Origin of the sequence: Pseudoalteromonas umbrosa (assembly GCF_030125375.1) — a bacterium.
Taxonomy (GTDB): domain Bacteria; phylum Pseudomonadota; class Gammaproteobacteria; order Enterobacterales; family Alteromonadaceae; genus Pseudoalteromonas; species Pseudoalteromonas umbrosa.
On sequence record NZ_JASJUU010000001.1, the window covers coordinates 1,052,542 to 1,064,633 of the forward strand.

Consider the following 12,092-nt stretch of genomic DNA (forward strand, 5'->3'; position numbering starts at 1 on the left):
CTTACCTTTTCATCTCAAGGTTTTTAAGGAATTAGTTACACTTTCCTAGGTCAGTCCATACTTTCCAGTCGTTACCAACATTAGAGTTTTGAGCTGGGTTCGCATCTCTATTCCACCAGTTGCTGCGATACTTGCTGCCTTGGTAAGAAACTTCAGAACCTGCAACATATGTTTTTGATGCACTCCACTCACTTAGACCAACACAGCCTGTATTATCAACGAAATCTGTCACAGTTACAGATTTAGAAATACTGTGTGTTGCTCCTGCATCGTCAGTCACAGTAACAGAAACCTGATATGCGCCAGCATTAGAAAATGCGTGTGAAACTCTGGCACCTGTTGTATTAAATCCACCGATATTCCAGTCGTAACTTACAATTTGACCATCTGCATCGCGGCTTGAAGTCGCATTAAAATCACATGCTAATGCACTACAGCTGAAAGTAAAGTCTGCAACTGGAGCTTGATTATCAACAGCACCACCACAACCATTTGCAGCAATGTAATCTGATGCAGCTTTCGCTTGAACTAGACCATAACCATATTCATCATCACGACCTGCAGTACCTAAATCAATTGCAGTAGCATTAAGTGCATTACGAATATCTACGTTTGTACAACTTGGGTGCTGGCTCCAAACTAGCGCTGCAACACCTGCAACATGCGGACTTGCCATTGAGGTACCAGTCTTAAGACCATAATCTAACACTGCATTCAATTCTACTTTAACTGAACTACCTACTGATGCTTTAAGTGCAGTGCCTGCGTCTTGTGATAAAGAAAGCACAGGAATAGTTAAACCGTGGTTTGCATCTCCAAGCGTACCACCAAATTCACCTGCTGCATTGTTGTATATAATTGCAGCAACACCTCCGCCCGCTTCACAATTTGCAGCCTTATCTTTAAATGATGCACCGCCGCGCTCAATTAAACAGATACTTTGTGTTGCCGCACATGCTGTTAAACTTTGACCGCAATCTACAAGTTCTGCGCTAACTGTACCCTCAACTGAATGAGTCATACCACCAGCTTTTACAAAATTACCGCCTGCAGTAATACCAGCAAGAATACCTGAGCTTCTTGGTACAGTTGACAGTACATCAGTACCTGGCGCTGCAATTTCAACCTGTACATTATATTGTGAGGATGGGTTCTTCACTCTATTTTCATCAATATTTGCAACAGATACAACCGTGTCATAACTCGCAGGATAGCTCATCGTTGCGTTGCCATCGTTACCTGCTGCAGCGATAATCAATACGCCTTTATCATAAGCTGCCTGCAAACGCTCTTGGAAATACTGACTTGGGCTGCCACCACCTAAACTCATGTTGATAACTTTAGCGCCATTCTCAACACAGTTGTCTACTGCGCGAGCAATACGAGAAGTAAGACCTTGCTTGCCATCGTTATCAAATACACGAACGTTGTGTATACCAATCTTATCGTTTGGAAGTACACCTACCACACCTTTGCCATTATCAAGCGCAACAATAGTACCTGCTACGTGCGTACCGTGGCCTGAACCATCTTGGTACCAATTTAAACCACCAGGTAAATCGGTGAAACCGGTTGCGTTTTGCGGTAAATCAGGGTGACCTAAGTCATAACCAGAGTCGATAACACACACTTTAAACAAGTCCGCATTGGTATCTTGCAATAGGTTTGCTTGAACTTCAGCAAGACCATAAGGTGATACTTCACCTACAAAGTCTTGTGTAAATGGTACATACTCAAAATCTTCTTCAATATATGCATATTGCCCAGACGCTTTTAACTTAGCTACCTGCTCAGGTGTTAAATCCATAGTCACAACAGTACCTGTTGTGTCTGTTGATAAAACTTCTGCAGAAGCTTCTGCGCTGAAACTTTCTGTAATATTGGCCCTTGCAAAACGACTAGTCTCTGGAGCAAAGATACTAAGATCACTTTGCTTTAAGATGTATTGTTTTGTTTCCTGTGCTTGAGCAACCGTTGCAGAAAGCGCTGCAACTGCTAACGCGACTGAAGTTAATTTGAACATTTTTTTCATGCTGATTCCTATATTCTTATTTTTATCCGCATCCAATGCGGTGAATCCCTATTGCGCTAGTAATTGTGTACCTAACTTGCAAACACACTACACAAGCAAAACTTCATTTACAACCATTTATTTACAAAAATTCATTTTTTCTTCATTAAAAGTAAAAAAGCAATAAATAAAAATATGCAACTGACTGGTTTTTGAGCAGATATTGTAAATAATGCTTTTTGAGAATTACTTGCCCATTAATACAAACAGCAACAATCAAAAAAAATAACAATATTGGGAATATTTTTTAAAAAGTAACCAGCTTAATTTAATCATATGGAAAATTGAGTCGACAAAAACTCTTCAGAACAATTTTTTGTCTGTGCGTCAATTACAAAGACCCTATTCCACTTAAAATCAAGCTAAGAAATAATCAAGATCAACTTAAATAAAACTATTTCAAACAATTATGATTTACTCCAGAACCAGATTCTAGGATAATGAGAATAATTTCCATTAAGGAGTAACATCAATGAAAATTATTAAAAAATTCGCGGTTGCCATGCTTTGTATTTCAGCTTTTCAAGCTTCAGCCAATGACTGCGAGCTAACAATTGAATCAAACGATATGATGCAATTCTCAAAAAAGTCATTGTCCGTACCAGAGAAATGCAAAGAAGTAAAATTAACACTTATTCACACAGGCAAGCTTCCAGCAACAGTTATGGGTCATAACTGGGTATTAACAGAAAAGAAAAATGTTAAGGCTGTTGCATCTGATGGAATGAGGGCTGGTGTTAAAAGTAGCTATGTTAAACCTAATGATCCAAGGGTATTTGCATTTACGTCTGTTATTGGTGGCGGAGAATCTACTTCTATTACCTTTTCAACAAATGGCATGAACAAAAATACAGAATATAATTTCTTTTGCTCATTCCCTGGACATTTTGCGATCATGAAAGGGACTTTTAATATTGTATAAAATTTGTGCCAGTATAAGATATAACTCGTACTATACTGGCATATTGAATAATATTCATTCAACATAAGAAATCTGTAATATAAAATTACATCCCTTTAAAGTTATAAAGCAACTTACTTATTCAGATGCGTTGAAATGTGTATATTTATAATCACTTCCACTAATTTTATTGCTAACTTTTTCAACTCAAATCAACTTTAACCCAACTTTTTTTAAAAAAAATTTAAAAATATCCTGCTAGAACGTTATTTTCTTAAATATTAATCGTTTGAATATGTGACTTAATAACAAGTAAGGATATTCTAATGAAAAGGTCAATATTAGCTAGTACTCTAGCACTAGTTTTGAGTTCAACAGCGCTAGCTAACAACTATGCACCACTTTCCGAAGTAAGAGAACAGATCAAATCTCCTGAATATACTCAACAAGAAAAACAACTTGTTGTAGAGCAAGCGAGAATCTTCTTGGAAGACCTTTATGTACATCAATATGCAAAAGATATTTATTATGGGATCTCTCCAAACGGCCATGTAAACGCTGTTTCTGAAATCCATAAGTTAATTGATGAACTTGATGCTATTAGTACAGACGAAATGCACTCGCGCCTTACAAAAATATTCAAGGCACAACGCGACTTACACTTAGTATACGTTCATCCTCAACCAGTGCGTAGCTACGCTTCATATTTACCTTTTGAGTTTGATAAAACATCAGATTTATTCGGTAATTCAGAAGTCCGTGTATCGAATTTATTTGAGAGTCTTGTACCTTATGTAACAGATAGCCGATTACCAGAAGTTGGTGATAAAGTTGTTTCTTATAATGGCAAGCCAATCCACCAAGTTGTTGAAGATAATTTGTATGTTGGTTTTGGTGCAAACGAAGATGCTGGCTTTATTAGAGCGCTATCAGCGATCACTCGCAAAGGCCACGCATTGTCTCTTGTACCTGAAGACAATGACGTTACTATCGAGTTTATCTCTCATGCAACTGGGGAAACGTACACAACAACTATCCCTTGGATAACCAGAGTTCCAGCAACATCGGCAAACAGTGAAAGCACTGCAAATGTTGGACAGCTATTAGAAGAAAGTACAAACTTCGAAGCCGATCAACACCATAGCATTAAAGCTGAGCTAGATACTGATTCTGGTGCGCCTTTCTTTACCAACCCATCGGCTGATCCAGAAGTATCTTGGGCAATTCGTGAAGTGGATGGCCAGCAAGTTGGTTATATCAAATTAGACAGATTTAGAGTTGTAGGTGAAATCGATAATTCACTTAGAATTCTGAGTGAACTATTAACTGATGAGTTAGCAGACACAGATGCATTGGTATTTGACGTAAGGGATAACCCAGGCGGATATATCACTTATGCTGACAGATTGGTGCAACTATTTACTCCTAAGCTTGCAAAGCCAACTGAGTTAAAGTTTATCAACACCAAACTTAACTATGACATCTTGCACAATACAATCTTTAGTACATTCGGCCCACAATGGCAGAAAGTATTAGCCGACGTAACTGGTACAAATGCTCGATACACTGATACTGCAAGCTACATCACGGTTGCTCAAAACAATGAATTCGGCCAATCATACTACAAGCCTGTTGGCGTATGGTCTGACGCGAGAACCTATTCTTCAGGAGATGTATTCACCTGTTCCGTACAAGATAATGGTGTAGCCAAAGTATATGGCGAACATAAACGAACTGGTGCTGGTGGTGCTAATGTGATGAGACATTCAGTATTTTCACAATACGTTGGTGCACCTTATTTTGAAGCGCTACCTTATGGCCAAGAGATGACTGTTTCTTGGAGACAAATGATTCGTCATGGTCATAACAAAAATGCCATCATCGAAGATTTTGGATGTGTTGCAGACAAACACGTTCCGAAAACTCTTGAAAGCATAAAAGATTCAGGGCTAGGTAACTTTGAAACTATCGCAAGAGATTTGTTAAGCGAAGCACCGAACAAATCAACGGTTCGCTTTTTACAATCAAGAGTAACTGATCTAAGTACTGCAGGCAGAACATTCTCACTCGAAGTAACAAATACAGAGTTAGTTGAGATATACCTAAATGATGTAAAAGTTGATGTTATCAATATCAGTGCTTACGGCGATTCAAGTAAAACCGTCGAATATACAATACCAGCCTCGTCTATTGAAGGCCAAGTAAGATTCATTGGTTTAGATGGTGGTAAAGCGCCATTATGGAATGGTATTCGCTATTTTAACTAAAGTTAAAATTTAACGAAATCTTAGCTCTTGTGACTCTAATTTGATAGAAGCACAAGAGCTTTTTTAATGTTTAGCAACAATAAAGCTTATTGATAATATGATTAAGAACACACCCCAATAAATTACATTGTATTTTCTAGAAGAGGAGCATAACCAACCACTAAATGAAAAGATGCACAATGTGACAAACAATATGACCTCTTTAGAAGGCTTCTCAAAAAGCGTAAAAACAAAAACAATTGCAGCAAAGCCAAACCAACAAGCCGTTGAAAAATGCCACATATTTAGCAAGAAAGTTTCAGTACAATAACGCCCTAACAAACGTTTTGGTTTGATCCGTTTAAGTAACTTTTCATTCAATACTAATTTATTACCAATCCAATGGTGTAAAGTAGCAATTATCAAAATCAAAAAAAATACAGAATCAGGCATACCCTACATCCAACAAAACCTACATAAGCCCATTTCTGCTAAAACAAACTAAATCGACATTTATTTACAAAAACGAAATTATATAATGAATGTAAGAAAATTACTGCACAATTTGGAACATTCCAAGAGTACTTCGTACTAGTTGATATGAAAAAACTCTGAAACCTTGAAAATTATTCAATCGATAAGAAAACTTGGAAGAACTGAGGGTGTCTTTACAGAACATCCTCAATCATTTCAGCGATAATGTACTCTACTGCATACCACGCAAGCTCACAGCTAGTCACTTGGTGCCGAATCGTTCGGATACACGACCTTCGCTTCATCAAAGTACCTAGCTGATAAATACAGTCTCAACCAAAAATATCGAGATTACCCGAGATCACGCATTAAAATTTCATACTCTTCGTTAGCATCAGCAATTAAATGAGATAACTCTCTTGCATCTCGCTCTTTGAGGACAACTTGCCAACTGGTTGTTCCCTCAACGCCTGTCACCACAATATCAGGTCCTGTATGCTCATACTTAATTTTATCGAATTCAGTCGAGTGATGCTCGTGAAGTTCAATAATATCAACGTCTAATTGTCCTGTTGGAAAGACTTCAACATGAGCATGTAGCCCTTTTTCGCCTGATAAGCAATATTCTCTATGTACTGTAATCATCACAAGCTCCTTACTGTTTAATGAAAGCCAATGACAAGTGTAGATCAGGATTTACGGATAAGTATGCTGACGGGAAAAGACCCTAAAGATTTTTAAAAAAACTATATTTTGAATATGAAAATAATACACATTCTACTTATGTAATATTTTATGAGGTATGTATCAATAGCAAAGGTTTTACTCACAAAACGCAATTTGTACACCTATAGAGCTCGATGAAAAACCAAGCTTCAATAGCAACTATGGATAAATCAAACCTACCTTTAATAAGTTAACGAAGGATAATCAAAGCCTATCAAGGAACTGGCAGCGTTAAATAAATTCATAGTGGATGTTGTGAATTGTACAAAAGGAATGGAAAAAGTGTTCTGCATAAACAGAAAGTTTAACTGCAAACGTAGTGGGTAAAATTACATACAAAATAATGTAACAGTGACAATATTTTGAAATTAGTCAATGAGCATAAATTGAAATCTAAGTAGAAATGGGGCTTATCGCCCCACAATTTTATTTACTTAAAACCATTAAGCATCTTGTCACACACAACTGGTGTTGGTCTATGGTTGTCATCAACAGCAACAAATGTGAAGTTACCTGAGATAGCTAAATGCTTGTCATCTTTGTGCATCGTTTCTAAGAAAATTTGCACTTCTACTTTTAAGCTCGTGTTACCGACATGTACTACCTTTGCTACTAACTCAGCAAAAGTGCCAGCAGGAATTGCTTCTTTAAAATCCACACGATCTGAAGAGATAGTCACAAGTGGCTTACGGCAAAAGCGAGTCGCTGCGATAAAAGCGACTTCATCCATCCAAGCAAGTGCGTCACCACCAAACAGTGTATTGTGGTGGTTAGTTCTTCCTGGGAATACCGTTTTAGTTACAGAGGTTGTTGAATCTTCAATACGCTTCGCGATGGTTGCGTCTTTATGTTGTTCTGTCATTATTTACTGCTTTTGTTTGCTAGTTTATCAATCATAAGTAATTCAGGGTCTAACCTTTCGCCAAACCAGTTAAAACGCCAATCTAAATGCGGCCCTGTTACTCTACCAGTTGCCCCAATATCACCGATAACATCACCGGTTGAAACCATATCACCTACTTTGACATGCAACTTGCTCATATGAATATATGTAGAGGTTATGCCATAGCCATGATCCAAAATAAGCGTACCACCACTGTAATACAGGTCACTCTCAGCAAGCACTACCTTTCCAGCCAGTGGTGCCCAAATAGGCGTGCCTGTTTTATTAGCTATATCCAAACCAAAATGTGGTCTTCTGGGCTCACCGTTGAAATATCGCTGACTGCCATATACACCTGAAATTCGCCCTTTAGCAGGACGATAAACTGGCATATCAAAGAATTCTAATTTACTACTCTTTGACCTCGCAGCGCCAACTTTCGCAGAGTCGTTACGAATGCGTTGAAGCACTTCTTTAGGTGGTGATACATACTTTTTTGCAACACCCGTAATACGATCAATATCGTAATCACGACTTGTAATTAAAAAGCTTTTAGTATGTTTTTGATTATTTTTATCTACCCAAGTTAAAGAGTGATCAGATTTAGCATCTCGTCCAAATCCAAACACAAACTGACCATCGGGCGTAACATCTAGCTCTTTACCATTGAAAGAAACAGATTTAACTCCTTCCAGTTGGCCAGTAACCATACCTCCTTGAGTTAGATGTCCCTTCAGTTCAATTGCTTGTGCACTTAATGCAAAGCATGCGCTAAGTGCCAGCAGCAGTTTATGCATACGCAATCGCTCCTTTACCCACACCTTCGTAAGCTCTTACTTTAACTTCTTTGTCTGGGTTTGATTTTTTAATTTCATTAGCAAGATATTCAGCAATACACTCAACCGTTGTATCACATGGCAAAATATCGCAACGTGATTTGCTAATACACATTTCGAAATAGCCTTGAGATGACTCATAAGCAAAAGAGTAATCATCTTCTGTAGCCGTAATATATTGTAATTGAGCGTGCTCAATTAAATCTTCTTGTGTGCCTAAATAGATGTCTTCCCATTTCTGAGACCATTCTTTTTGCAGTCTAGGCATACTGACACCGTCAAAGAAAATACCTATCAAAGAACGATGCCCATGAATAATACGCTGACAGTTGCCATCATGCTTTTTGAGTCCATGGCTGTAATGATAATAGAAGCTACTTGTTTGCTCTGGACGAAGCGTAATTTCAATGTCTTTAACATTATCTGGCATTTGTGGGAGGATCTGTTGCTTTAAGAAAGCAATCACTGACGTCTCATCAATTTTATCACCTTCAACCATGCAAACAGCTTCATCAGGTGCATTCATAGCAAGGTGATGACCACTGAATTCATAGTCAAAAGATACACGACCATCTCGATTTTCAAATTGACACTGCAATGCAGAAGGAATGGCTAACTTATGATCTATTGTGTTATCAATAATTGCTTTGATTTGTTTTTTTACTTTAGCAAAGTCCAAAACCATTGATTCTTCATTGAGTTGGCCATGCAAAGTCATGTCAACTATCCAACTTTCTCCAACAGCTCCGCGCTTAGCACACAAGTAAGAAAAGTCTATTACCGTCAAGGCATCTACAAAAAGGATCATAAATTTCCATTAAATTACTAACAAACAAACTAATTATAAAGTTTTTTCAACTAAAAATCGCGTTATTCATAAAGAGAATTGATTTTAATCTTTTTGACGTAATGTTGAGATAAAAATTTAACTGTTCAGAGTTGTTTAGCGTACAACTGTACGCTAGAGTACCCGCAATTAAAAAATGAAGAATGAATACTATGGAACCTAAAAATAGCTACACAAAAGAAGAACTCATCCTTTGTGCTGAAGGCAAAATGTTTGGTGAAAACAACTGTCGCCTGCCAATCGATAATATGTTGATGATGGACCGTATCGTTGAAATAAACGAAGACGGTGGTGAATTCGGTAAAGGTCAAATCATTGCTGAGCTTGATATCAACCCTGATCTTTGGTTCTTCGATTGTCATTTCCGTGGCGACCCTGTAATGCCTGGTTGCCTAGGCTTAGACGCTATGTGGCAGATTGTTGGCTTTTTCTTAGGATGGTCTGGTGGCCCTGGTCTTGGCCGTGCACTAGGTGTTGGTGAAGTTAAATTTACTGGTCAGATTTTACCTACTGCTAAAAAAGTAACTTACCGCGTAGACATGAAGCGTGTTATCAAGCGCAAACTATTCATGGGTCTTGCTGACGGCGTTGTTGAAGTTGACGGTCGTGTAATCTACGAAGCAAAAGATCTAAAAGTAGGTCTATTCCAAGATACGAGCGCTTTCTAATTTAGCGCTTTAAACAAATAAGCCCCTTTCGGGGCTTTATTCTTTCAATTCGTTTCTGTTGGCTCTGTTTTATGTTTTAAACATGTTGCGATTGTCTATGGCCTCTCGCCAGCCACCTAACCATTCTGATCTGTGCTCAATTTGCTGATATGGACATAAATCTTTAGACCGCCCTGCTAAACCTGCTTTAAATCCCTGTGAGTGTGCTCTTTCTAAACGGTCTCTTTTCTGTCTCTTCATAGGTAAATTCCTCACCTTCAAATTTTTGATTGCTTCGTCTTATCGACATCCACATTTAATAAATAGTTAACGCAACTGTAATTTGCAAACTCTTTTCGCGTGTTATGCAAAAGCACATACAACCTCTTTGATATGAAAAATATTTACCGCGATTTATGAGCGTGTATTACCTGCCTAACTACCTTGGATAGAATCAAATATCAATTTTGCAATAATGGTAACAATAAGACTCCAGCTCGCTTTTTTCAAAAGCGCGCAAGACTTATTTAGAAGGAATGGCCAAACCTCAAGTTCTAATTAATCATAGTTTGAAAGCACATGCAACTAAGAGTAGATAAGAACTTTTTGTGAAATTTTTATTTGCAATATTTATGCATTAAAATTTAATTAATCAATTTTATAATACAAAAAAATCAAAAATCAGAATAGAAAAAACCAGATCGAACGTAAAAAAACATTCATTATTTTGTCATAAAAAAGGCCGCAAGATAGCGGCCTGATATCAATCACTTGGGTTGATCACTTAAGGATCTCTAAACCACCCATGTATGGCTTAAGTACCTCTGGTACGATAATCGAGCCATCTTCTTGTTGATAATTTTCTAATATTGCAACTAATGTACGACCTACAGCAAGGCCAGAACCATTCAATGTATGAAGTAACTCTGGTTTCTTTTCGCCCGCACGACGGAAGCGCGCTTGCATACGACGAGCTTGGAAGTCTTGCATGTTAGAGCAAGATGAAATCTCACGATATGTATTTTGAGCAGGAAGCCATACTTCTAGATCGTATGTTTTCGCCGCACCAAAACCCATATCGCCCGTGCATAAAACCACTTTTCTGTAAGGAAGCTCTAGTGCTTGAAGAATCCCCTCAGCGCTGCCAGTAAGCTCTTCAAGTGCAGCCATTGAATCTTCTGGCTTGACTAGTTGAACTAATTCTACTTTGTCAAACTGATGCTGACGGATTAGACCACGCGTATCACGACCATAGCTACCCGCTTCACTACGGAAACAAGGTGTATGTGCTGTCATCTTGATAGGCAGCTCTTTCTCGTCGAAAATTTCATCGCGAGCACAGTTTGTTAATGGTACTTCAGCTGTTGGAATTAAGCTGTAGCCATCCTGATCTTCTTCTAATACTTCAGTGTGGAATAAGTCCGCAGCAAATTTAGGTAACTGGCCAGTGCCATATAAGCTTGCTTTGTTCACAAGATACGGTACATACATTTCAGTGTAGCCGTTTTTATCAGTGTGCGTATCAAGCATAAATTGAACAAGTGCACGGTGCATGCGTGCAACGCCGCCACGCATAACAGTAAAGCGAGAACCACTTAATTTAACACCCGTTTCAAAGTCTAGGCCTTTGCCTAATGCTTCACCTAAATCAACGTGATCTTTTACTTCAAAATCAAACTGCTTAGGCTCGCCCCACTTAGAAACTTCAACGTTGTCATCTTCATCAGCGCCTGCCGGCACATCCTCAGCAGGTAAGTTTGGCAATGTTGACGCTAAGTCTTGTAGCTCAGCTAATATTTTATCTTGCTCAGCTTTTGCAGCTGATAGCTGATCACCAAGATTTGCAACAGCATCTAACAATGGTTGAACATCTTCACCCTTTGCTTTAGCTTGACCAATCGCTTTAGAGCGGCTGTTACGCTCGCTTTGTAATTCTTGTGTTTTTGTTTGTAACGTTTTGCGTTGTTCTTCTAACGCATTAACTGCCTCAACATCTAACTCGAAGCCACGTTTTTTTAAGCGCGCAGCAGCTTCTTCGATGTCCTGTCTTAAATACTTTGGATCTAACATGTTTGTTCTTTTAACCTTTTTGCATGACTAAGCAAAGACCTATCCAGGCCATAAATATACATACGACGACATTCAACGCTATATTCAGTGCCATCTTCACGAACTGGCCTTGTTGTAACAACAAAAGGCTGTCCATAGAAAATGTTGAAAATGTCGTCAAAGCACCTAAAAAGCCAACCCCTATCAACGCCTTGGCAGGAGATACCGCGATTATTTGCTTTTCGATTAATCCGTAAAGAATGCCCATCAACAATGAACCAAGAATATTAACGGTCAATGTCCCAAAAGGGAATCCCTTACCCATGAGTTTTAACACAATATCACTAATAAAAAACCGTAAGCAGGCACCAAATGCGCCACCAACGGCAATCATTAGATAAGTTTTGAGCAC

General features: G+C 38.4%; 12 protein-coding genes. 3 read left to right on the plus strand and 9 right to left on the minus strand.

What is annotated here, in order from left to right; all coding sequences use genetic code 11:
* Positions 1 to 31 precede the first annotated feature (31 nt).
* The gene (locus tag QNM16_RS04565) at positions 32 to 2,032 is read right to left on the minus strand and encodes a S8 family serine peptidase (protein WP_284019399.1); all 2,001 of its coding nucleotides are present in this window, start codon (positions 2,030 to 2,032) and stop codon (positions 32 to 34) included.
* 511 nt (positions 2,033 to 2,543) lie between these two features.
* On the opposite strand from QNM16_RS04565, the gene azu reads away from it, so the two are divergent.
* Both azu and QNM16_RS04575 read left to right on the plus strand, forming a co-directional pair.
* Positions 2,544 to 2,993, plus strand: coding sequence for an azurin (gene azu / locus QNM16_RS04570; RefSeq protein WP_284019400.1), 450 nt, complete (start codon positions 2,544 to 2,546; stop codon positions 2,991 to 2,993).
* Positions 2,994 to 3,298: 305 nt separating this feature from the next.
* Positions 3,299 to 5,239 (plus strand): S41 family peptidase, encoded by a 1,941-nt coding sequence (locus tag QNM16_RS04575; RefSeq protein WP_284019401.1) that lies wholly within the window; start codon positions 3,299 to 3,301, stop codon positions 5,237 to 5,239.
* Positions 5,240 to 5,302: 63 nt separating this feature from the next.
* On the opposite strand, the gene QNM16_RS04580 is transcribed toward QNM16_RS04575, so the two are convergent.
* The 5 genes from QNM16_RS04580 to QNM16_RS04600 form a co-directional block, all read right to left on the minus strand.
* Positions 5,303 to 5,671, minus strand: a complete 369-nt coding sequence (locus QNM16_RS04580) for a hypothetical protein (RefSeq protein WP_284019402.1) — start codon at positions 5,669 to 5,671, stop codon at positions 5,303 to 5,305.
* Between the two features lie 372 nt (positions 5,672 to 6,043).
* The gene (locus QNM16_RS04585) at positions 6,044 to 6,337 is read right to left on the minus strand and encodes a hypothetical protein (protein WP_284019403.1); all 294 of its coding nucleotides are present in this window, start codon (positions 6,335 to 6,337) and stop codon (positions 6,044 to 6,046) included.
* 511 nt (positions 6,338 to 6,848) lie between these two features.
* Positions 6,849 to 7,280, minus strand: a complete 432-nt coding sequence (locus QNM16_RS04590; RefSeq protein ID WP_063360085.1) for an acyl-CoA thioesterase — start codon at positions 7,278 to 7,280, stop codon at positions 6,849 to 6,851.
* Complete coding sequence (locus QNM16_RS04595; RefSeq protein ID WP_284019404.1) at positions 7,280 to 8,098, minus strand: peptidoglycan DD-metalloendopeptidase family protein; 819 nt, start codon at positions 8,096 to 8,098, stop codon at positions 7,280 to 7,282. The genes QNM16_RS04590 and QNM16_RS04595 overlap by 1 nt, the downstream gene beginning before the upstream one ends.
* The gene (locus tag QNM16_RS04600) at positions 8,091 to 8,945 is read right to left on the minus strand and encodes a 6-carboxytetrahydropterin synthase (protein WP_284019405.1); all 855 of its coding nucleotides are present in this window, start codon (positions 8,943 to 8,945) and stop codon (positions 8,091 to 8,093) included. Before QNM16_RS04600 ends, QNM16_RS04595 begins: the two co-directional genes overlap by 8 nt.
* Before the next feature lie 191 nt (positions 8,946 to 9,136).
* Here QNM16_RS04600 and fabA point away from each other — a divergent pair, with 191 nt between their 5' ends.
* Positions 9,137 to 9,652 carry a bifunctional 3-hydroxydecanoyl-ACP dehydratase/trans-2-decenoyl-ACP isomerase gene (gene fabA, locus QNM16_RS04605; RefSeq protein ID WP_046355548.1) on the plus strand — a complete coding sequence of 172 codons (516 nt, stop codon included), beginning with the start codon at positions 9,137 to 9,139 and terminating at the stop codon, positions 9,650 to 9,652.
* 69 nt (positions 9,653 to 9,721) lie between these two features.
* On the opposite strand, the gene rmf is transcribed toward fabA, so the two are convergent.
* The 3 genes from rmf to crcB form a co-directional block, all read right to left on the minus strand.
* On the minus strand, positions 9,722 to 9,892 hold the full coding sequence (gene rmf, locus QNM16_RS04610; RefSeq protein ID WP_023398857.1) for a ribosome modulation factor: 171 nt from the start codon (positions 9,890 to 9,892) through the stop codon (positions 9,722 to 9,724).
* Positions 9,893 to 10,411: 519 nt separating this feature from the next.
* Complete coding sequence (serS, locus tag QNM16_RS04615; RefSeq protein WP_063360088.1) at positions 10,412 to 11,701, minus strand: serine--tRNA ligase; 1,290 nt, start codon at positions 11,699 to 11,701, stop codon at positions 10,412 to 10,414.
* Positions 11,702 to 11,711: 10 nt separating this feature from the next.
* Positions 11,712 to 12,092 (minus strand): fluoride efflux transporter CrcB, encoded by a 381-nt coding sequence (crcB, locus tag QNM16_RS04620; RefSeq protein ID WP_063360119.1) that lies wholly within the window; start codon positions 12,090 to 12,092, stop codon positions 11,712 to 11,714.